This window comes from Dyadobacter sp. BE31, assembly GCF_031457695.1.
Classification (GTDB): Bacteria; Bacteroidota; Bacteroidia; order Cytophagales; family Spirosomataceae; genus Dyadobacter.
Window position 1 is genome coordinate 172,701 of sequence record NZ_JAVDXA010000005.1, and the last position, 21,297, is coordinate 193,997.

A 21,297-nucleotide genomic window follows, 5' to 3' on the forward strand; every position below is an offset into this window, starting at 1 on the left:
AGACTATAGGTGCGGTCATCCAGCCCAATTCTCCCGGTCCAGACTCCGATACTGAATCGCTTCGGCCAAATGCTCGACTTTGATATCATCGCTATCGGCCAGGTCGGCGATTGTGCGGGAGACTTTGAGGATGCGGTCGTAGGCGCGGGCGGAGAGGCCGATGCGTTCCATGGCTTTGCGGAGAAGCATTTTGCCGGCGTCTTCGATGATGCAGATCTGCTTCACCATTTCCGGTGTCATCATGGCGTTGGAATATATTTCCTTATGATTTTTAAAACGATCGGTTTGGCGTTCGCGGGCACGGATCACGCGCTCGCGGATCTGTTCGCTGCTTTCCGATTTGCGGGTGGATGAGATTTGTTCGAAGGAAACGGGCGTCACTTCCACGTGCAGGTCGATGCGGTCGAGTAGTGGGCCGCTGATTTTGTTGAGGTATTTCTGAACGACGCCCGGGCCGCAAACGCAGTCTTTTTCAGGATGGTTATAATAGCCGCAGGGGCAGGGGTTCATGCTCGCGATCAGCATGAAGTTGGCGGGATATTCAACGGCCATTTTGGCCCTCGAAATACTTACTCTTCTTTCTTCCAATGGCTGTCGCATGACTTCCAGTACGGAGCGTTTAAATTCCGGAAGCTCGTCCAGGAAGAGGACGCCATTGTGCGCCAAAGATATTTCGCCGGGTTGCGGATAACTCCCGCCACCAACCAATGCGACGTCGCTGATGGAATGATGTGGCGAGCGGAAGGGGCGGCGCGATACAAGCGTTGCCTGCTTCCCTAGCCTCCCTGCTACGGAATGTATTTTGGTCGTTTCCAATGCCTCGGGCAGGCTCAGCGGTGGCAATATGCTCGGAATACGCTTGGCCAGCATGGTTTTGCCGGCACCAGGCGGACCTATCATAATGGCATTATGCCCGCCCGCAGCGGTGATTTCCAATGCGCGTTTGATATTTTCCTGTCCTTGGACATGCTCGAAATCGGCTTCGTAGTCGTTTTGGGAAGTGAAAAAGAGGTCGCGGGTATCGACGATGAGAGGCTCGATGTTTTTAGTCCCCTTGAAAAACCCGATGGCGTCGTCCAGGGTTTCGACGGCGATCACGTCGAGGTTGTTTACGATAGCGGCTTCGGACGCGTTTTCGGAAGGTAAAACAATCCCCTTGAAGCCTTGTTTACGCGCTTCGATAGCGATGGGAAGCACTCCCTTGATAGGACGTAAAATACCGTCCAGCGAGAGTTCGCCGAGGATAATGTAGTCTTCGGGGTTGCGGATGCAAACGAGCTGGTCGGAACATTGTAATGTGCAAATGGCAATCGGCAGGTCGTAGGCGGAGCCTTCCTTGCGGATATCGGCGGGTGCCAGGTTCACGACCAGTTTCTGCCGGGGCATTTTGTAGCCGAAATGTTTCAGAGAGGCTTCAACCCGCTGCTGGCTTTCTTTCACGGCGCTGTCGGCCAGGCCGACCATGTAGAATCCCAGCCCCTGGCCAACATTTACTTCAATGGTGATGATCGTCGCATCGACGCCGAAAACGGCGCTTCCGTATGTTTTAGCAAGCATTAGTGTGTGCTTTGATGAATAGAAAAATTTTTGGTAAAAATAGCAGGAAAAAGGCGAAAGCAGGGAAACCGCATGCAAGGCTTGCGCAACCGGTTGATCATTCCTAATTTATGAATCCATTAAACTAAGCCCATGAATCGCATCTTTCTGACCCTGTTATTTTTCGTAAGTATCATATCGTTTACCGTAGGGCAATCGAAACGAAAGCCTTTGAAAGGAAAAATCATTTGCATTGACCCCGGTCACGGAGGTACTGCGGCCACGGATAGTTACCGAGTGGGCCCGGGCGGCGAGCGGGAGGAGTGGGTGAACCTGCGGGTAGGACTGTTATTGCAAAAAATGCTCGAAAAGAAGGGGGCAAAAGTGGTGATGACAAGAGTCGCGGACGTTGAAGTACCGCTTGCCGACCGGGCGAAACTTGCCAAAGACCGAAAAGCCGATCTTTTTGTTTCGATCCATCACAATGCAACCGCCGATTCGTCGGTTAACTTTCCGATCATTTATTTTCACGGAAATATGTCGGAGAATGTTGCCAGTGTGGATTTTGGAAAAGAATTGGCTCAGGCGTTGTTGAAATACCTGCATAAGCCCCAGACGCCCGTTTCGCTCGTTTCCGACTTTACAATTTTCGCCGATGCCGGGGCTTCCGTACTGAGGAATACCTATGGAATGCCTGCACTGCTCGCAGAGGCGTCATTTTTTACAAACCCGTCCGAAGAGCAGCGATTGAAACAGCCCGAACATAACCAGAAAGAGGCCATTGCATACACCGAGGCCATAATCGCGTTTTTTGGAAAGCCTGTGGCGCCCATTGTTGCTAAAAATTCGAAAGTACCTGTGATACCCGCATTCAAAGTTTTCCAGGAGGCCGAACGCATGACTCCCATTGCAAAGCGCTGGCGGAAGGACTTCGAAGAAGGAAGGGTGTTTATGACGAAGCGCGATACCGCGTTGCTGCGGGAGTCGTATGAGCTTTTTACCCGCTCGGCCCGCTCTTTCCCCGACTCCTGGTTGGCCGGGCAATGCCACCAGAACCGCGCCGTACTTTTGCGTAAATTAGGAAAGGGCCTCGAAGCGGGGCAGGAAGATCAACGGTCCCGGGAGTATTATGTGCCTGTTTTGGCCATTCCTGCTGTCCGCTAACGAATTACAGCCGTCCGGTTACGGACAAAAAATCATTTTACTTTATATGTAATTAATTGATATATAAGTATCTTTCAAATTGGCATGATTGTTTTATCTACAAAAGTGAAATATATACAATAATGAAGCGGACCTATCTTGGAGAATTTGAAGAACTGGTGCTGCTCACTGTGGCTATTCTTAAAGAGAAAGCCTACGGCGTGGCCATTGCCGACGAGTTGCAGGACCAGACGGGCCGCTCGGCCAATATCAGTGCTGTGCATGCTGCATTGCACCGGTTGGAAGAAAAAGGAATGCTCGTATCGCACCTGGGAGAAGCTACGGCCGAGCGTGGTGGCAGGCGCAAGCGACTGTTTGCTGTGACGGCATTGGGCGGCGCGACACTATCGGAGATCAAGGAAATGCGAAACCGCCTTTGGAATGCGATTGGACCAGATACATTAATACCCACGATATGAATCCTCCCCGCCCTTCCCGCTGGGCCGACGCCCTGCTCAGATTACTATGCACACCCCATTTGCTGGAAGAGGTGCAGGGCGATCTCTATGAGCGTTTTCAGGCCGATTACCTGGCTTTTGGGCAAAAGGAGGCGAGCCGTCGCTATTCCCTCAATGTGATTGGCTTCATCCGCCTGCGGTTCGGGTTCGAGCGGGCAGGCTGGTCGCCCGCGTTAAGGACACAGATTAATTCAAACCATCAGACCCCGTACCAGGCTATGTTCAACAATTACTTCAAAATCGCGCTGCGGAATCTTTGGCGCAATCGTACGACCAGCATTGTCAGCATCCTGGGCCTGTCGGTAGGGCTTGCGAGTGGGTTGGTAATCTTTCTGCTTGTGGGTTATTTGTTCAGCTTTAACCGCTATCACACCAAATCGGAGCGCATTTACTGGGTCGTTACCGACATCCTGAATGATAAACCGCAGCCGACCGATGTGACGCCGAGGCCGGTCGGGCAGGTTCTCCGCGACGAATACCCGTTTGTGGAAAGTGCCGTGCGACTGAACAATGTATTTGGCGCATTGGTGGGTGTCCCTGATGGGAAGGGCGGGATGTCAAGGAAATTTGAAGAATCCCGGAATATCTGTTTTACAGAACCGGAGTATTTCAAGGTCTTCGATTCAGAATGGGCAGCGGGTGACCAGCTGGCGGCATTAAGCGCTCCGAATACCGCAGTGCTATCGAGGGAGTATGCGAAAAAGTATTTTGGCACAGACCGGGCCATTGGCAAAACACTACGCCTGGATAACAAAGCAAACCTTACAGTAACTGGTATTATTGAAAATCCGCCTTCCAACACGCAGCTGCGGTACGATGTGCTCATTTCCTACTCTACGCTGCCAGGCTTGTGGAATGACCCCGGCATGATGCAGGCCTGGGGCGAGCCTATTACCATGTGCTGGGTGGCCATGAAAGAGGGTGCCGATGTGGCCCGGCTGGACCAAACACTGACGGAAATCACACGAACGCATTATAGCGCAAAAGATGCCGGAACGTACAAAATGCGGACGATTCCGTTGCACGAAATGTTCCATATGCCCGGTTACGGTCCGGCGCCGCGGCCCATTTTATATGCGTTGATCGTCGTTGGCGTATTTCTGGTGATTGCTGCCTGTGTGAATTTCATCAACCTGTCCACAGCCCAGGCGGTCAGGCGGTCGAAGGAAGTGGGGGTGCGCAAAACGGTGGGCAGCTCCCGGGCGCAGCTGATCGGGCAGTTTATGCTGGAAACGGCGATATTGTGCGGGGCGGCGTTTGTGATGGCGTTGCTGCTCGCCCAATTGAACTTGCCGATGCTGAACGGCGCATTGTGGATGCTGCGTGCGGATATTTCTGTGCTGGATTTGTTGAATACCCATGCATTGTGGTGGTTTGGAAGCCTGGTAATGCTGGTGATCTTGCTGGCGGGACTTTACCCGTCGGCTGTGCTGGCCCGTTTCAATCCGGTGGCCGCATTGAAAGGGAAGCCTGGCCGGCGCGACGGGAGGTTTTCGGTGAGGAAGAGCCTGGTGGTCGTGCAGTTTTTTATCACGCAGCTCTTCATTATCGGGGTGATCGTGATGTCGGCGCAGGTGAAGCATTTGAAAACCGCCGATCCCGGATTTGATCGGGAAGCCATTCTAATGGTGGGCCTTCCGGGTGGCAATGCGGCTGGAACCGACGCCTGGACCAATCAGCTTAGCACCGTGCCCGGTGTGCAGGCTGTGGCGCTGGGCGGAGAGCCGCCTATGTCCCAAATGGATACCGACGAGCCATTTACATTCGACCATCGCACCGAAAAAGAGAAGTTCCAGGTGCGTGTCCGGATTGGAGACGACCATTATGTGCCTGTTTTTGGATTAAAAATGCTGGCAGGAAGAAACCTCGAATCCAGGGACGCTTCACGCCGGGAAGCGCTGGTGAACCAGGCAATGCTGAAACAGTTGGGCATCGGCAACCCGGCCGACGTTTTGAACAAGGACATTCGGCTCTGGGACCGCGAACGTACGATTGTGGGCGTTATCAGGGACTTCAACCTGGACCCGCTGAGCAATTCAGCGCAGCCTGCGGTCGTGGTCAACGAGCCTTCGGCTTATGCCATGACGGCCATTAAGCTTCAAACCGGCACAATGAACACGACCTTGCCCCGCATTGAAAAGGCCTGGAATACATTGTTTCCGGAGAATGTTTACCACTCCGGTTTTCTGGAAGACAAGATCAACGATTTCTATTCCACCGAACAAATACTGTTGGGCTTTATCCGCGTATTTTCCGCCATCGCGATCCTTATCGGCTGCCTTGGACTGTACGGCCTTGTCACTTTCATGGCCGAATCGCGGTCGAAAGAGATCGGCGTGCGAAAAGTACTTGGCGCGACAGAGAACCAGGTGCTCTGGACATTCGGAAGAGATTTCGGTCGGTTACTGGTCACAGGTTTTGTACCCGCGGCGGTATTAGGCTGGTTCCTGATGTCCAACTGGCTCCAAAGATATGCCTACCGCATCGATGTCGGCTGGTGGATTTTCGCATTGACCATCGGCATAACAGCTCTGATCACGATATTGACTATCTCCATTCAATCGATGCGGGCGGCAAGAACCAATCCGGTCGTAAGCTTGCGGAGCGAGTAACATTATTCCACCACCGCCGACACGCAAATGTAAGTCGGGATAATACCGGTAGCGCGGATACGTACCTCCGCGTCTTCTGCTTGCGTGTTACCTGTGAGCACGAGCGCGGTGTCGAGGCCGAACTTGTTGCCGCCCAGAATGTCGGTATTCAGCGTGTCGCCTACCATGAGAATGTCTTTTTTGCTCACATTAGGATAGTTTTTAATGTGCTGATAGGCAAAAATAAACATCTGGGGATCGGGCTTACCGAAGCGGATAAACTCCCGTCCGATGGTATTTTCGATCATCTTCGCCAATGCGCCGATGGCGAAGGAAACGCGGCTTTTCGAAGCCGGATAAGTCTTGTCGGTATTCGCTACGATAACGGGAATGTTTCGTTTCCGCAGCAGGTTCAGCGTTTTGGTCAGATCCGTATTCCAGTCGAAACCTTCATCATCCAGAAACACCAGTGCATTGATATCACCCACATTATTCAGGTCCAGCTGGCGAATGGAGAGTGTTTTTAGATCCGAGGTCTCGATATAATGCGCAGAATTCTCGGTACCGAGGTAGGCAACGGTTCCTTTTCTTACTTTCAAGTCGAGGTACTCGCGGGCTAGCATGCCCGACGAAATAATGCGATCGGGCGTTACATCGTTGATACCCAGGTTGACGTAGCTTTGCGCCAGCTGCTCGGGGCTGCGGGAGGCATCGTTGGTGACCACATAAAAATCCTTCCCGTGCTCGCGCAGGTAGGCGAATGTGTTTTCGATACCGGGAATCAGCCCGTTATACGTTTTGAGTACACCGAATGCGTCAAAGAAGATAACGTCGTATTTCGAAAGGACAGACTTAAAATTATCGAGTACCATGCGGTTGGTGTCTTGGAGTGAATAGGATGAAAGGAGGTTGCTAGATTTTCAGGGCACGAAGAATTTTGTCGGGATCGAACCCGTCGATCGACGGGAAATACAGCTCATAGGCCTCTCGTTGCAACTTCGTGCAATACGAGCGGTGGAAAAAGTATTTACCATATTTGATCACATAATTCAATATAAAAAAGCGGTAAGCTTCCTTCATGAAGCGGACTTCATTCTCGGTGAGCGGGTAAACTTTGTGATATTCCTGCAAAAACATGATAAACCGCTCTTCCATCAGCGGCCCGATGAGGTAGCTGAATACCGTGCGGTCGCCGACGTTGGAACACACCCTACTGAAAAAATAGAAATCCATCACCCGGGAAGACACGCGGAACCAGTCGTAGTCCCAGCGCGAAAAGAGCTTCATATCGTCGGTAACCGAGAAATTCCCGATGTTCCAATCCACAAAAACCGGCATAAGGTCGAACGAGCTCACGTTCAGGCGCTGGATATTCTTCATGAAAATATCGCATTGCCTTTTCAGGATATGGATGTAGCCGCGGTGCTCGTACTGGCCGGTGTCGGTTTCCAGGATTTCCAGTAAATGGTGAATGTCGGTACGGAGGTTTTTGGACGATTTTGGAATGGACCGGCTCGCCCGGAAACATGCCTGATGGAATTTGGCCGCTTCGGTGCCCAGCTTGCGGATATGCTCTTCGTCCAGCCTGCGTGGCAACCGGTGCATGGCTCGGATCGGGTTGTAAAATACCACCCAGGTATCCACGAAATCTTCCTGATAACGATAGGTATAAACCTGGTTGTTCTTCACGAGCGACTTCGCAAGGACATTCTCAAAAGGATAAAGCAGGTTATTCGAAAGGGCCTGGATGATCCGGTGGTCCTCCTTAAAATGTTCGTATTTACCGAAATAGGAAAGCTTCGCCACCACTTTATCGTCGTTGTCGAGCGTGACGCGGAACACGTGGTTGGTCGAAACTTTGGCACTGATATCTTCTACAAATTTGACCCCGATAGAATTATCGAACCCTGCCCAGGCTTTGCGGATAATTTCGGGATAATCTTTTAAACGCATTCCAAATCTCACATTAGGCTTTACAGATGGCACCAAAGGTAGCAAACTCGCGGAAGCAGAATACCCTGGCCGTTAGGATTGAATAAAAAAATAATCACATAATTTTGCAAAAACTTACTTTTTGAACTTTGTTTTACTATTTCTCGCGCTTCCTGGTCCGTCTGGCATTGCCTATTTATTTGAGAAAGCTTTGCGTCGTCCATTTCGATAAACTACCCAAAGGGGCGCCGCTGCTGCTGGCCTCCAACCATCCCGATTCATTTTTCGACGCGGTCGTGATAGGCTCCGTGCTCGAACAACCCATTCATACGCTCACCCGCGGCGACGTGTTCCGCAAAAAAGCGGCCGCATTCTGGCTGCGGCAGATCAACCTGATCCCGGTATTTCGGGGCTCGGAAGGTCGTCAATATGTTAAAAATCATGATATTACTGCGCAGGAAAGTCACGATGCGCTGAAAAAAGGCGATGCGGTAGTCGTATTTTCAGAAGGTATTTGTGTAAACGAATGGCGTCTTCGGCCGCTCGGCAAGGGTACCGCGCGGATGGCCTATAAAATCTGGTATGGCGAAGATGCGCTCCAAAGTATGAAAGTGATCCCGACCGGCCTGAACTACGAAAACTTCCGCGGCCCGGGCAAGCGGGTTTCACTCAATTTCGGCGAAGCCATTGCCGCCGACGACATTCAAACCAGCCCGCAGGAGTACGAAAAGTGGCTTCGGGAATTCAATGAAATCCTCGACCGGAAGATGAATGCGGAGATACTCACCGTCCACGCCGATCTGCCCAAAGCTGAGCAGCAGCGGCAACTGAATGCATTCTTCGATAAATGTGCTACGCCGAAGGCTAAAAGCAATCCATTGCTAGGCGCCATCGGCTGGATTGGCCGCATGATTCATTTGCCATTATATTCGTTCTTCGAAAAAAAGGCAGCCAAACTTACCGCACGATCGGTGTTCTATGATTCGGTTCTTTTTGGCATGCTGCTGTATCTGTACCCGGTGATCGTGGGTTTGCTATCGATTATCGTAGCAGCGTTTGCAGGCTGGGAGGTCGGGCTCGGAACATTTATCGGGCTGCCGTTGCTGGCCTGGGTGGGGAGTAAATGGTAACATTAATATTGGGCGACCATGTTGAGTGTTTTCAAGTGCTCAATAAGCTCGCTAATATTACAATGCAGCCATTTCGGACGTACGGCAATATTTCCTCCATTGGGTGTCACCACAAAGTTGTGTTCAGTTTGCAGGTCATTTGCAGATTCTGTTGAACCTCTTTTTAAGGCTGGCGCAAGCGAGAGTTTTATTTCAATAGAAACTACGGGTGTAATTCCGTCTACCAGTATCAAATCCATTTCCGCTCCATTGGAAGTTCGGTAGAAGTACGGCCGTATGCCCGGATCAAGCAGTGGAATAATCTGTTCAATCACATAGCCTTCCCATGATGCCCCGGCAATCGGATGAGTGATCAGATCTTCATAATGACGAATATTAGAGAGAAAATGCAGGTTACCCGAACCCCGAATGTAGATTTTGGGACTTTTTACGATCCGTTTACTCACATTCACAAACCACGGTTCCAGTCTTCGTATAAGGTAGGCCTGCTCCAATATTTCAACGTAGCGACGCACGGTGTTGTTGGCCATTCCGAGCGAGTTGCTGAGCGTCGAATAGTTGAGCAGCGAGCCGTGCACGTGCGATATCATGCGAAGAAAGTTGTTGAGTAACGGGATCGTCGTGGAGATTCCCATGGCTGATAGGTCTTGCTCAACGTATGTTTTGATAAAATTCTGCTGCCATTGATACCAGTATCCATTGTCGGGAGCCAACAATGCATCAGGAAACCCACCCCGGTGCCAGTGAGTGGGCTGGGGAATGAACGAAGATTCCGCCTCGGACTTCAAAATCGGCATAAGCTCGTGGTATGCGATTCGTCCGGCAAGGGATTCAGAGCTTTTTTGCAGGAAATCGGGGGAGGCAGAGCCGAGTAATATAAAACGCCCGGCTTCACGCTTGCGGTCGACGAGCGCACGCAACTGTGGAAACAGAGGAAGCAAGCGCTGGACCTCGTCGATTACGATGGTTTTATTGATATTATTTTCAAGAACCCAGGTAGTGTTTTGAGAGAGGGTTTCGAAGTCTTCGACCAGTTCGAGGTCGTAGTAAACAACAGGTTTATTAAGCTCGCCAATCAGCTTGCGAGCCAGAGTCGTTTTGCCCACCTGCCGGGGGCCCAATATACCAACAACCGGGAAGAAATTCAGCGACCGAAGTACGGTTGCTTCAATAGCTCTGTTAATCATTAACCATGTAAATTTGCAAGTCAAGTGCAAATTTACATGGTTAATTTCAGATAATTGTATTTTAAATAGGCAAAATTAGTACTATTTGTCTTTCACTTTATTCAACCCCATTGCCTTCAACATCCAGTTCGGCAACGGCTTTCTCAGTCCCCGTTTTTGCAAATCCAGGAACCAGCCCAGCTTTTTCAGAATTGGTACTTTGTGTGTTTCCACGAGTTCAATCAGCGTGCCGTCGGGATCTTCGAGATAGGCGAAGCGGCCTGCGGCATTTTCCATGCCGAATGAGCTTTCGCTGTCGATGGTGAATGGATAACCTTGCGCTTGCAACTTGGTTTTCAGAGCGTCCATATCCAATGTGTCGAAACACAGGTGAATGTAGCCGCAATCACCCCAATAGCGGTTTTCGAATATCTTTTTAGGCGTGCGGTCGAGGGCTTGCACAAGCTCGATCTGCACGTCGCCGAGCAGGCGGCTGAACGCGCCGTCGGGTGTGAAATTCTTACGAAGGAGCATTCTGCGGAAGCGCTGGCCGGGAATGGACGTTGGCAGGTCTTCGAAAACACCTGTTTTGTCGTAAACGACATGCAGTGGTTGAAGCAGGTTTTGGTAAAAAACGGCTGCCTTATCGATATCGGAAACGCCGATCACGACACCGGCAACGCCTCCCACGTTTTTGCCTTTGGTCTGGAACCAGGTAGCATCGCTGGTGACCTGGAAAACATTACCGTATGGATCGGTTCCCCAGAAACCTTCACCTTCGGGCAGCTTAGAGAGTGGGCCGGTGGCTTCTTTGGAATGGCTTTTCACCCACTCGTGCGCTTTTTTGACGTCCGGGGCTTTGAAACGGATCGCATTGATACCCAGGTCGCCGAGCTCGACTTTGAAATTCGCAGGCTGCGAAACGCGGCTCGTGAACGACCATATTTCCAGTCCGCCGCCGCCTGCCATATTGATCACCAGCGCCGCCTGCCGCGATTGCACTTTGCCGCCGGTATAGGGCGTCATGAGCGGGGCATCGGCTTTTTCATCGAATATGGGTACGTCGAAGCCCAGCACTTGCCGGTACCATTTCCAGGTTTCTGGCACGTTCTGACAACCAATTCCTACCTGTTGAATTCCAGAGATCAGCGGAGCACTCATTTGTTGAGGTTATATGAGGATAAAGGTGGATAATCTTAACGAAGCGGCAATTTTACGAAATAAAAAGCAAACGAGCCGTGGCACAGGCATTTGAACTGGGAATGCGACCTGTGGAAAAATTTCTCGGGATACAAAAACTAAATGATTATTTGATAAGCATAATAATTGCTATCTTTAAAATGGTTTTCCAAAATTTTATTTTAAAAACCTGGAAATCAACGCATCCATTTGGTTGCACTCATCGTATCTGTGATGAGCCCGTCTCAATGATAGTCTAGAATGAACCAGTCAGTAGTAATTGCACCGATAGGCGAGAGCCTACCGGATTTTTTGAGTTCAAAACAGTATTCAAAAATTGTAGTAATAGCCGATAACAACACCAAAAGGCATTGTTATCCGATTTTGAAGGCGTTTTTGCCAAAACATAGTGTTGTTACCGTTCCCAGCGGCGAGGCGCACAAGACATTGGCGACTTGCGAGAAAATCTGGGAGGCCATGACCAAGGACGAGCTCGACCGGCATGCATTAGTAATCAATGTGGGCGGCGGGGTGATCGGAGACATGGGTGGTTTCTGTGCCGCGGTGTACAAGCGTGGAATAGATTTTATCCAGGTTCCGACGACTTTGCTTTCACAGGTGGATGCGAGCGTGGGAGGAAAATTGGGGATTGACTTTCAGGGTTTTAAAAACCATTTGGGTGTTTTCAATATCCCGAAAAGCGTGCTCATCGACCCGGTGTTTTTGAAGACTTTGCCGGAGCGGGAAATACGCTCAGGGTTTGCGGAGATTATCAAGCATTGCCTGATCGCCGACGGTGCAAAATGGGAGGAAATCAGGGCGAAAGATTTTGAAGCGCAGCAATGGCCGGACCTCATCGCGCATTCGGTGAAGATCAAGCAGCAGGTGGTGGACCAGGACCCTACGGAGAAAGGTTTGCGGAAGATCCTGAATTTCGGGCACACACTTGGCCATGCGGTGGAGACGTGCTTTTTGAATAAGGGCCCCAAGGAGCGGCTTTTCCATGGGGAAGCCATTGCAGTGGGGATGATTATGGAGGCATATCTGTCGTTTGAGCGGAAAATGATCGATCAGCAGACGCTGACAAATATTGAAGAGTTCCTGTTCGCGACGTATGGGAAAGTGAAGATCAAGCCGGAGGATATCGAGGAGATCATCGCGCTGACGCGGCAGGATAAGAAAAACAAAGGGAAGGAAATCAGGTTTTCATTGCTGAAAGGGGCCGGGCAATGTGCCTTTGATATCGTAGTAACGGCAACTGAAATGCGCAGATCAATAGCTTATTATTTGGGATAGATTTACAGTGCGGCATAAGCTATTGGTAGTGTAAGAGGAGTATTCAAAATACATTCTTGATATATCTTAATTCACAACCTGACAAATTTAAATGCTTATGCTGAGGTCTATTTCTATTTATGCTGCTTTACTGCTCGTAGTCGTGATTGCAGGGTGTTCCAGTGGCCGGAAAGTGTTTGTGGAGCATGATTACAGCTACGAAACCAATTTTAAAGATTACTCTTCTTATACGTTTCTGGAATGTGAGAGGGATACCAATAATCTTTGCACCGAAATTTATGAGGCGATCCGTCGCCAGATGCAGGTAAGAGGCTACAAGCTCACTGCCGAAAAGCCTACGCTGCTGGTGAATTATGGTATTTTCTATGATAACCTGCGTTACCAGGGCTACATGCAGCCGGTGATCAAGAACTGGGTAGATACGGAGAATGAGGGATTCCGCTATGAACCGATTAAATATGCGCTCGACAAAGGGACGCTGATCGTTTCACTGATTGATGCGGAGAGCGACCAGGTGGTTTGGAGAGGTTATGCTTCGGGGATATTTAAAGGAACGGAAGGTTCCAATAACCATTACCGGAGCGTTGTAAGGCGCATTTTTGACCAATATCCGCTGTTTGCGAAAGGGTACGACCCGCGGCGTTACAGCGAGCAGGTTGGGCGATAGTTTTTAAGTGAAAAGAGAAAAAACCGATCTCGTGTGCTCTGTCAGGGACACGCGGGATCGGCTTTTTTGTGGCTACTTCGTCAGACCGGCGTCGTCCGACGCTCCAAGTGCCAAAGCGCCCCAATCCAGGTTTTCGCGGCCTTTGGCAAGACCGGAAATGAAGCGATTTTTAATAATATCCGCGAAAGGCATCGGTGCATTTACGTCCGAGGCTGTTTGAAGGGTCAGGTTAATGTCCTTCAACCCGAGTGGGTAGCGGAATGCAACGGGCTCGTAGGCGTGCTGGGCTACAATTTTACCGTAGTTCTGGAAAATAGGCGCTGCAAACAAGGTCGATGTCAGCATTTCGTAAATGCTTTGTCTTGAAATGCCATTTTTTTCGGCCATGGTGAATGCTTCGCCCATCATTTCGAGGCTGCACGCGATCATGAAGTTGCCGGCGAGCTTGATCACATTCGCTGCTCCGGGATCGTCTCCAAAATCGAAAACACCTTTTACAAAACTTTGTACAATGGGCTTAATGCGCTCTTTGGCGGCTGCATTACCCGAAAGGCAGATGTTTCCCACCTTCGCGCGCACGGCTTCCGGCCGGGCGAATATGGGCGCGCCCACGTAATGCGCACCGTACCACTCGTGTACCTGCGCGAGCTGGCGCGAGGTTTCAGGCGAAATGGTGCTCATGGAAATGTGCACGCCGTCTTTTCCGAGTTTTTCGACGAGCTCCATGGAGAATAGCTCTTCGACAGCTGCGTCGTCTGCTAATACCGAAAATACCAGCCCGCCGGGCGTAATGGCGTCGATCGCGTTTTCAACGACGGTCGCGCCGAGTTTGGTCAACGGTTCTGCTTTGGAAGCCGTTCTGTTCCAAACGACCAATTCATAACCCGCTTCGAGCAGGCTTTCAGCGATAGGAGTACCAAGGTTCCCGAGTCCGAGAAACGCTATTTTTTCAGACATAATAACAGGTTTAGATTACAATTAAACTTGAATGACCCCTACATTGAATGGTTTCTCAATGGGCGCCTGGTCGGCGGCTGTGATACCCGCCGAGATAATACGCCGCGTTTCCGCGGGATCGATAATGCCGTCGACCCAGAGGCGTGCAGCGGCGTAGTAAGGGGATAATTCCTCGTTGTAGCGGTCGGTAATCTGACTCAGCAATTCCTTTTCAGCCTCGGGAGTGATCGTCTGGCCTTTGGCTTTCAAGGTGGCCGTTTGTACTTGCAGCAATGTCCGTGCCGCAGTGGCGCCGCTCATCACCGCCATTTGGGCTGTTGGCCAGGCGAATATCAGCCGCGGATCGTAGGCTTTGCCGCACATGGCATAGTTCCCCGCGCCATACGAGTTCCCGATAATGAATGTAAACTTGGGTACCACCGAGTTTGCCACCGCATTCACCATTTTAGCACCATCCTTGATAATTCCGCCCTGTTCCGCGCGACTACCGACCATAAAGCCGGTAACGTCGTGGAAGAAAACGAGCGGGATCTTTTTCTGGTTGCAATTCATGATAAACCGGGCCGCTTTGTCGGCCGCCTCGGCGTAGATCACGCCGCCCATTTGCATTTCGCCTTTGCCCGACCGCACCATTTTACGCTGGTTGGCCACGATCCCTACCGCCCAGCCGTCCACGCGTGCATAGGCGCATATGAGGGTTTTGCCGTAATCAGGTTTATACTCATCCAGCTCCGAGTTATCCACAATGCATTCCAGAATGGGTAGTACATCGTAAGGTTTCAGGCGATCAGTAGGGAGGAGATTGTATATTTCCTGAGGCTGGCGCGTTGGTAATTCAGGGCTTTTGTGGTCGAAGCCGGCAGATTGGGGCTTACCTATTTTATCAATATGCCTTTTAATCGCATCCAGGCAGGATTTATCGTCGGGAAATTTGTTGTCGGTAACGCCGGAGATTTCGCAATGCATGGCGGCACCGCCGAGCGATTCCGCGTCAATATCTTCGCCGATGGATGATTTGACCAAATAAGGCCCCGCCAAAAACACCGAACCGGTGCCTTCCACAATGAATGCTTCGTCGGACATGATCGGCAAATAGGCCCCGCCTGCGACACAGGCACCCATAATGGCCGAAATCTGCACAATGCCCATGGCCGACATTTGTGCATTGTTCCTGAAAATGCGGCCGAAATGTTCCTTATCGGCAAATACTTCCGCCTGCATCGGCAGAAACACGCCCGCGCTATCCACGAGGTAAATCACCGGCAGGCGGTTTTGCATCGCGATTTCCTGGGCACGCAAGTTCTTTTTGGCCGCTATCGGGAACCACGCACCGGCTTTCACCGTGGCGTCGTTGGCGACGATCATGCATTGTTTTCCTGAAACATACCCGATACCCGTCACCACGCCGCCCGACGGGCAGCCGCCTTCTTCTTCATACATTCCATCGCCTACAAATGCACCGATTTCGAGGAAATGCGATCCTGGGTCGATCAGGTAATCGATCCTTTCGCGGGCCGTGAGTTTGCCCTTCTGATGCTGCGCTTCGATTTTTTTCTTACCGCCGCCGAGCTTTACCTGCTCGTATTTCTGGTTGAGGATTTCGATGAGGTGTGGTAGGTTTTCCTGGCTGGTCATGATGATGAAGAATGGTGTGAGTAATTGAAATGGGCTTATTTCAAATGTAAAAAGTCGTTCACCGGTAAGCAAACGACTTTCATATTAATTTAAAAATGCGAGGCCCTATTTAATGGTAGTGGCCGTATCCAGCGGCGACTCGGCAGGTCCCTTATCTTTTTTACCAAAGACAGAAACATGGATATAACGCTTCGGATGCTCGCGGAAGTTGGTGAGCAGCTTGTTCATGCTGATCATCGTGCGGTTGAGGTTGTTGTACAAGGCCTCGTCCTTTACGAGTTTGCCGGCGGTGCCTTTGCCCGATTCGACGCTTGCGAGTAGGGTGTGCAGTTCTTCAATGGTTTTACGTGCGCTTGTCACGGTTTCGCCCAGGCGCAATGCATTCAGCGAGTCGGCCAGCGTGCCGGTTTTGGCGAGCAATGGCTTCAATTCCTTTTCTGTCTCGACGAGTGAAGTAGTGAGCTTGTTCAGATTTGAAGTCATGGCCAGCAGGTTTGAGCGGTTTTCGGCTAAAAGACCTTGCAGGCTGGTGCCCGTCTGGTTATAGTTTTTCAGAACCTGATTCAAAATCAAACCTGTCTCCTGGAAGCCGCCCACGACGAGGTCGAGGTTCTTAATGAGGGAATCGGCGTGGGAGACGAGCGGCAATGCTTTTTCCTGCAAAACAGCGGAAATACCCGACTCTTTTTTGGCAACAAGTGTGTCGCCCTCTTTCATCGCGGCGCCGGTACCCATTGCGAGGTGGATCACCTTGCCTCCGAGAAGGCCGCCATCCGCGAGTATCGCCCCTGTTCCCTGAGGTAATAGAATGCCTTTTTGCACATCGATGGTTACCAGCAACTGGTTCCCGCGGTTTTGAAGCAGTTTGATCTCCTGCACGCGGCCCACGTTCAAGCCATTGAGCAAAACGGGGTTGGAAGCGGTTAGTCCGTCGATATTGTCGTAAACGACGTGGTATTTATATGTTCTGGAAAAAACGTCGGAGCCTTTGAGGATGTGGAAGCCGAAATACAGCATGATAATGGCGAAAAGTGCCATGGCTCCGACTTTTGCTTCTCTTGATATTTTCATGGACTATTGGTTTGTCCTGCTCGCAGCAGCGGCAGGTTAAGCGGTATTAACACCAAAGTATCAAAAATTGTTTTGACAAATCAAAGCAATATGTGACCGTTGAGCTACCGGTCCATATCTTTTTTGTACGCCATAAATGCCGAATGAATGCATTTGGCGACCTCTTCCTGTCCGGCTTCGGAGCTCAGGTATTCCTCTTCATCGGGGGAGGAAAGGAAGCCGGTTTCGATCAGCACGCTGGGCATTGCGCAACGCCATAACACGAGGAATCCCGCCTGTTTCACCCCGCGGCTGTCCCGCTCGGAGATCGACTGGAATTTTTTCTCGATCAGGTCGGCTAGCTTTAAACTGCTGGAAATGAATGCGCTCTGATAGTTCGCGAGCATAATGTGCGCGAGCGGCGAATCGGGGTCGAACCCTTTATATTTCTGCTTGTAGTTGGTTTCCTGCAAGATTACCGAGTTCTCGCGTTTCGCTACTTCCAGGTTACCCTCGGTTTTGTGCAAACCCATTACGAAGGTTTCGGTACCTCTTACGCTTCTGGAACGGGGCGTGGCATTGCAATGGATGGAAATGAAAAGGTCGGCGTTGTTGCGGTTGGCGAATGCGGACCGCTCGCCGAGTTCGATGAACACATCGGTAGAGCGCGTGTAGAGCACTTTGACGTCCGGCGTTTCTTCCTTGATCTTCTTGCCGAGCTCCAATGCTACGGCCAATGCTACATCTTTTTCCTTGGTGTATTTGCCCCTGGTGCCGGGGTCTTTGCCGCCGTGGCCGGCGTCGATTACAACTGTATTAACCTTGCTTCCCGACTTCGCTGCAACCGGTTCTTGCTGAAAAACAAAGGCGACGCTCGCCAGCAGAAAACTTGCTACAATTACTAATTTAAGAAGTTTTAACATTATTTTTTAGTTGGGGCCTTACGCGAAAGGGGTTTCTCTGCTAATTTTGAAATTCGTTATGCAAAAATACGCTAATTGTTAGAACTGAAAAGAAAGGCGATTATTATATCGTCGGTAGTTGCGGCGTTTCTCCTGTTCAGCACTGTGGCATGTGTGCAGCAACGCTCCAAGGGTTCCGGGAAAAATCAGGGTAAGCTTAAAAGTTCGGCTTCTGCAAAGCAATCAGCGGATTCCCTTCTTACAGTGCAAAAGCAAGCAGGTGCGGACACTTCCCGCGCCGGTCAACCCGGTGCGTCCATTCCGAGAGGGGGCGTTGGGGGCGATAGTACGTTGACCGGCAAAGGGTTAGCCGCGGATTCCACAGCCGCCGACTCTCTCAAAAATCCCGACGATCTTGAAAATACCGTAGAATATACCGCCGAAGATTCCACCATCATGGACGCAGTTTTGAAGCAGGTCCATTTGTATGGCAATGCGGAAGTGAACTACGGGACCATCAATCTCAAAGCGAATTACATCCGTCTCAACTGGATTACCAACGAAGTTTATGCGATCGGGACTTATGATTCAACGGCAAAAAAAATGGCCGGCGAGCCGATCTTTCAGGATGGACCGGAGACGTATAATACCAAAGAGATACGCTACAATTTCAAATCCAAAAAGGCCCTGATCCAGGGGATCGTTACCCAGGAGGGCGATGGAAACATCCGGGGAGATAAGGTAAAGAAAGATACGGAAGGCAATTTCTACATCAGGCATTCCATTTACACGACCTGTAATCTTACCCACCCGCATTATTTCATTAATGCGCCGAAAATCAAGATGGTGAACAAGAAGCAGGTGATTTCGGGGCCTTTTAACCTTGTCATCAGCGATGTGCCATTGCCGATAGGCCTGCCGTTCGGTTTTTTCCCGTTTCCGAAAAAGAAGGAAAACGGAACGAGCGGCGTCATCATCCCGACCTATGGGGAAGAACCGAATGGTCGTGGTTTTTACCTGCGCGACGGCGGTTACTACTTCGCGATCAGCGAGTATGTCAATGCGATTGTTACAGGTCAGATTTACTCCAACAGCAGCTGGGGGTTGGGGCTCACGTCGAGCTATATCAAACGCTACCAGTATTCGGGTAACCTTTCGCTGCGTTTCAACAGGAACAAATCCAGTGACGAGGTCCAAAGGTCGTTCGGCCTCGGGGTCACCAACGATTTCAGTATCGTATGGTCGCATGCGCCGAAGGCAAGGGGTAACTCGACGTTTTCTGCGAATGTGAACGTCAGCAGCAATACATATAACCAGCAGCAGGAATTTAATGTAAACAAATATACATCCAACGTCGCCAGTTCTTCAGTGCAGTACAACCGCACGTTCGGGCAATACATGCGTGCGGCGGGATCCTTGCGCGTGAACCAGAACTTCGGGCAGATAAACCCTACTACCCAGAAGCGTGAAAATGGCAAGACGAACGTTTCTACCGATTTTAGTTTTGGAGTGAACCAGATTGCCCCATTCGCATTAAAGGGCGGCCGCGGGCGTTGGTACGAGAGCTTCCGTCTGGGTCTGGATTTCAACGGTAATTATGCCCTTGCCAATGCATTGACGGCCATCGACACGTCTTACAGCAGCCTTGGCTTCGTGATCACGGATGCGAAAATCGATACGACCCGCCTTAAAAAGACCAAGATTGTAGCTTTCAACCTGGACAACCTGCCGGACATGCTCAAAGATGCGCAGTTTACGGGCCGGTACAGCCTTCCGATCTCGCTACCCAACTTCAAAGTCCTGCGTTTTGTGAATATCACCCCCAGCATGTCGCTGTCAGGCGAGGTGTTCACCAAGCAATACCGTTACACCAAAACAGGGCGCGATTCGATCCGGATCGACACCCTTAAAAAGGTCGGCACGGAGTATTCCTATAACTTCGGTGCGGGGATGAACACGCGTTTCTATGGGACGTTCTTCTTTGGCGGGAAGCGTCTGGAGGCTATCCGCCACACGGTAATTCCTTCGGTGTCCTTTACCTACACGCCTGATTTCTCGGGAGATGCATTCGGTTTTTATCAAAACATCCAGGTCGAAGACAAGAAAGGTAATGTGCGTGAGCTTTCGTTGTCCAAATTCCGAGGGGTAGGATCGGGTGTGAGTAACGGGCGGGCATCGAGTGTCATTTCATTTAGTTTAAACAACTCATTTGAAATGAAGCTCAAAAGCAAGAGCGATACCGCGGCGCAGCAGTTCGAGAAGGTTTCGTTGCTCGATAACCTGAGTTTGGGAGGTAGCTATAACCTGCTGGCCGACTCACTGAATTTATCGAATATTACCATCAATGCCAACGCGCGGATCGGGCGGAACCTGAACCTGAACTTCAATATGAACCTCGACCCGTACACCTACGTGGCGAACCCCAATATCATCGGTAATCAGGTTGGGACAAAAGTGAATAAATATGCGATCACGTCGGGGCAGGGCCTTGCTAATTTGCAGAGTTTAGGGTTTACATTGGGGACCAGTTTTTCACCCAAAAGCAGTTCTTCCAACACCAATACCAAGAATGCGCAAACGACGAATCCCAATGACCCAAATGCCAAAGCCAAGCAGGAGGCCAAGGAGTTTATCGCACAAAACCCCGAGTTGTACGTAGATTTCAATATCCCCTGGAACGTTTCGCTGAACTATAACTTCGGGCTTACGAAACCGGGCTTGTCAAAAGCGCAGATTATCCAGGCGATCCAGGCCACGGGCGATCTGAGCTTGTCCAAAAACCTGAAAGTGACCCTTAGCACCGGTTTCGACTTCGTAGCTTTCGAGCCTACCATCACACAGCTGGGCCTCACGCGCGACCTGCATTGCTGGGATATGAGCTTTAACTGGACGCCGTTTGCCGGCAGCGCAGCCCGCGCGAGCAACTATTCCTTCACTTTGAAAGTAAAGTCGGCCATCCTGCAAGACCTGAAAGTGACCCGCCGCCGGTCATTCTACGACAGAGCGGCCTATTAATCAGTGGGTTTGTATTAAAACAAAAATGGCCGTCCCATTGGAACGGCCACTGCAATGCTTGCGGATAATGCTTATTTGGAAGCAGGCTTAGCGGCCTTCGGAACCACTTCTCCGTTCAGGTAAAGGGTAATTGAACCACCTTCTGTGTTGCTGAAAACGGTTACAGGCTTGTTGAAAGGACCAGCCGCAGCAGCGTTGAAAGTAGCTTTTACTGAACCGGTTTTACCTGGAAGAACAGGGTCTTTGGACCATACAGGTGTAGTACATCCGCATGAAACGGTTACGTTAGAAAGGATCACGGGATCTGAACCTGTATTGGTGAATACAAACTCGTGCGTAACGGGAGTGCCTTGTGGTACTTTACCGAATTTGTGTGTCTCTTCTTTGAATTTCAGAACACCTTTCTGTGCGAAACTTACGGTGGTCAGCCCGAGGATTAAAACCAGCGCTGAAAAGAATACTTTCATAGTTGTAACTATACTTTAAGTGGTGAAAAACTTACTGTTAAACAAGATTAACGCTTAAAAAGCTAAATATAATAATCATTAACCAATATTAACAATGCCCCAAAAGTAGGCGT

17 protein-coding genes are annotated in these 21,297 nt (G+C 50.5%); 7 read left to right on the forward strand and 10 right to left on the reverse strand.

Annotation, left to right across the window (positions count from 1 at the left end; genetic code table 11):
- Positions 1-15 precede the first annotated feature (15 nt).
- Positions 16-1,557 carry a YifB family Mg chelatase-like AAA ATPase gene (locus tag J2Y43_RS23975; RefSeq protein ID WP_309988568.1) on the reverse strand — a complete coding sequence of 514 codons (1,542 nt, stop codon included), beginning with the start codon at positions 1,555-1,557 and terminating at the stop codon, positions 16-18.
- A 132-nt stretch (positions 1,558-1,689) separates the two neighbouring features.
- Here J2Y43_RS23975 and J2Y43_RS23980 point away from each other — a divergent pair, with 132 nt between their 5' ends.
- From J2Y43_RS23980 to J2Y43_RS23990, 3 genes are all read left to right on the forward strand, one after another.
- Positions 1,690-2,700 (forward strand): N-acetylmuramoyl-L-alanine amidase, encoded by a 1,011-nt coding sequence (locus J2Y43_RS23980; RefSeq protein WP_309988566.1) that lies wholly within the window; start codon positions 1,690-1,692, stop codon positions 2,698-2,700.
- A gap of 122 nt (positions 2,701-2,822) precedes the next feature.
- Complete coding sequence (locus J2Y43_RS23985) at positions 2,823-3,158, forward strand: helix-turn-helix transcriptional regulator (RefSeq protein WP_309988562.1); 336 nt, start codon at positions 2,823-2,825, stop codon at positions 3,156-3,158.
- On the forward strand, positions 3,155-5,809 hold the full coding sequence (locus tag J2Y43_RS23990; RefSeq protein ID WP_309988561.1) for an ABC transporter permease: 2,655 nt from the start codon (positions 3,155-3,157) through the stop codon (positions 5,807-5,809). Before J2Y43_RS23985 ends, J2Y43_RS23990 begins: the two co-directional genes overlap by 4 nt.
- Positions 5,810-5,811: 2 nt before the next feature.
- Here the strand turns inward: J2Y43_RS23990 and J2Y43_RS23995 are convergent, their stop codons facing one another.
- Both J2Y43_RS23995 and J2Y43_RS24000 read right to left on the reverse strand, forming a co-directional pair.
- Positions 5,812-6,660 (reverse strand): TIGR01459 family HAD-type hydrolase, encoded by an 849-nt coding sequence (locus tag J2Y43_RS23995; protein WP_309988559.1) that lies wholly within the window; start codon positions 6,658-6,660, stop codon positions 5,812-5,814.
- Between the two features lie 40 nt (positions 6,661-6,700).
- A complete protein-coding gene (locus J2Y43_RS24000; RefSeq protein ID WP_309988557.1) occupies positions 6,701-7,741 on the reverse strand; it encodes a hypothetical protein in 1,041 nt (346 codons plus the stop codon).
- 128 nt (positions 7,742-7,869) lie between these two features.
- On the opposite strand from J2Y43_RS24000, the gene J2Y43_RS24005 reads away from it, so the two are divergent.
- Positions 7,870-8,850 carry a 1-acyl-sn-glycerol-3-phosphate acyltransferase gene (locus J2Y43_RS24005; protein ID WP_309988555.1) on the forward strand — a complete coding sequence of 327 codons (981 nt, stop codon included), beginning with the start codon at positions 7,870-7,872 and terminating at the stop codon, positions 8,848-8,850.
- Between the two features lie 2 nt (positions 8,851-8,852).
- Here the strand turns inward: J2Y43_RS24005 and J2Y43_RS24010 are convergent, their stop codons facing one another.
- The gene (locus J2Y43_RS24010; protein ID WP_309988553.1) at positions 8,853-10,037 is read right to left on the reverse strand and encodes an ATP-binding protein; all 1,185 of its coding nucleotides are present in this window, start codon (positions 10,035-10,037) and stop codon (positions 8,853-8,855) included.
- 81 nt (positions 10,038-10,118) lie between these two features.
- Positions 10,119-11,177: a VOC family protein gene (locus J2Y43_RS24015; protein WP_309988550.1), complete on the reverse strand. Its 1,059-nt coding sequence runs from the start codon at positions 11,175-11,177 to the stop codon at positions 10,119-10,121.
- A gap of 279 nt (positions 11,178-11,456) precedes the next feature.
- On the opposite strand from J2Y43_RS24015, the gene aroB reads away from it, so the two are divergent.
- Both aroB and J2Y43_RS24025 read left to right on the forward strand, forming a co-directional pair.
- On the forward strand, positions 11,457-12,491 hold the full coding sequence (gene aroB, locus J2Y43_RS24020) for a 3-dehydroquinate synthase (RefSeq protein WP_309988547.1): 1,035 nt from the start codon (positions 11,457-11,459) through the stop codon (positions 12,489-12,491).
- Between the two features lie 91 nt (positions 12,492-12,582).
- Complete coding sequence (locus tag J2Y43_RS24025) at positions 12,583-13,158, forward strand: DUF4136 domain-containing protein (protein WP_106595747.1); 576 nt, start codon at positions 12,583-12,585, stop codon at positions 13,156-13,158.
- A 72-nt stretch (positions 13,159-13,230) separates the two neighbouring features.
- On the opposite strand, the gene J2Y43_RS24030 is transcribed toward J2Y43_RS24025, so the two are convergent.
- The 4 genes from J2Y43_RS24030 to J2Y43_RS24045 all read right to left on the reverse strand — a co-directional run bounded on the left by J2Y43_RS24030 (position 13,231) and on the right by J2Y43_RS24045 (position 17,723).
- Positions 13,231-14,115, reverse strand: a complete 885-nt coding sequence (locus J2Y43_RS24030) for an NAD(P)-dependent oxidoreductase (RefSeq protein WP_309988545.1) — start codon at positions 14,113-14,115, stop codon at positions 13,231-13,233.
- Between the two features lie 21 nt (positions 14,116-14,136).
- A complete protein-coding gene (locus J2Y43_RS24035; protein WP_309988543.1) occupies positions 14,137-15,750 on the reverse strand; it encodes an acyl-CoA carboxylase subunit beta in 1,614 nt (537 codons plus the stop codon).
- Positions 15,751-15,855: 105 nt separating this feature from the next.
- The gene (locus tag J2Y43_RS24040) at positions 15,856-16,821 is read right to left on the reverse strand and encodes an MlaD family protein (RefSeq protein WP_309988540.1); all 966 of its coding nucleotides are present in this window, start codon (positions 16,819-16,821) and stop codon (positions 15,856-15,858) included.
- A gap of 104 nt (positions 16,822-16,925) precedes the next feature.
- Complete coding sequence (locus J2Y43_RS24045) at positions 16,926-17,723, reverse strand: N-acetylmuramoyl-L-alanine amidase (RefSeq protein ID WP_309988537.1); 798 nt, start codon at positions 17,721-17,723, stop codon at positions 16,926-16,928.
- A gap of 75 nt (positions 17,724-17,798) precedes the next feature.
- On the opposite strand from J2Y43_RS24045, the gene J2Y43_RS24050 reads away from it, so the two are divergent.
- A complete protein-coding gene (locus tag J2Y43_RS24050) occupies positions 17,799-20,717 on the forward strand; it encodes a putative LPS assembly protein LptD (protein WP_309988535.1) in 2,919 nt (972 codons plus the stop codon).
- Positions 20,718-20,788: 71 nt separating this feature from the next.
- Here J2Y43_RS24050 and J2Y43_RS24055 read toward each other — a convergent pair whose 3' ends face one another.
- Entirely contained in the window at positions 20,789-21,184 is a 396-nt protein-coding gene (locus tag J2Y43_RS24055; RefSeq protein WP_223400841.1) for a DUF1573 domain-containing protein, read from the reverse strand.
- Between the last annotated feature and the right edge of the window lie 113 nt (positions 21,185-21,297).

Coding starts and splice junctions, on each gene's coding strand:
- J2Y43_RS23975 (WP_309988568.1), bottom strand. CDS start 1,557: ATGCTTGCTAAAACATACGGAAGCGCCGTTTTCGGCGTCGATGCGACG.
- J2Y43_RS23980 (WP_309988566.1), top strand. CDS start 1,690: ATGAATCGCATCTTTCTGACCCTGTTATTTTTCGTAAGTATCATATCG.
- J2Y43_RS23985 (WP_309988562.1), top strand. CDS start 2,823: ATGAAGCGGACCTATCTTGGAGAATTTGAAGAACTGGTGCTGCTCACT.
- J2Y43_RS23990 (WP_309988561.1), top strand. CDS start 3,155: ATGAATCCTCCCCGCCCTTCCCGCTGGGCCGACGCCCTGCTCAGATTA.
- J2Y43_RS23995 (WP_309988559.1), bottom strand. CDS start 6,660: ATGGTACTCGATAATTTTAAGTCTGTCCTTTCGAAATACGACGTTATC.
- J2Y43_RS24000 (WP_309988557.1), bottom strand. CDS start 7,741: ATGCGTTTAAAAGATTATCCCGAAATTATCCGCAAAGCCTGGGCAGGG.
- J2Y43_RS24010 (WP_309988553.1), bottom strand. CDS start 10,037: ATGATTAACAGAGCTATTGAAGCAACCGTACTTCGGTCGCTGAATTTC.
- J2Y43_RS24015 (WP_309988550.1), bottom strand. CDS start 11,177: ATGAGTGCTCCGCTGATCTCTGGAATTCAACAGGTAGGAATTGGTTGT.
- aroB (WP_309988547.1), top strand. CDS start 11,457: ATGAACCAGTCAGTAGTAATTGCACCGATAGGCGAGAGCCTACCGGAT.
- J2Y43_RS24025 (WP_106595747.1), top strand. CDS start 12,583: ATGCTTATGCTGAGGTCTATTTCTATTTATGCTGCTTTACTGCTCGTA.
- J2Y43_RS24030 (WP_309988545.1), bottom strand. CDS start 14,115: ATGTCTGAAAAAATAGCGTTTCTCGGACTCGGGAACCTTGGTACTCCT.
- J2Y43_RS24035 (WP_309988543.1), bottom strand. CDS start 15,750: ATGACCAGCCAGGAAAACCTACCACACCTCATCGAAATCCTCAACCAG.
- J2Y43_RS24040 (WP_309988540.1), bottom strand. CDS start 16,821: ATGAAAATATCAAGAGAAGCAAAAGTCGGAGCCATGGCACTTTTCGCC.
- J2Y43_RS24045 (WP_309988537.1), bottom strand. CDS start 17,723: ATGTTAAAACTTCTTAAATTAGTAATTGTAGCAAGTTTTCTGCTGGCG.
- J2Y43_RS24055 (WP_223400841.1), bottom strand. CDS start 21,184: ATGAAAGTATTCTTTTCAGCGCTGGTTTTAATCCTCGGGCTGACCACC.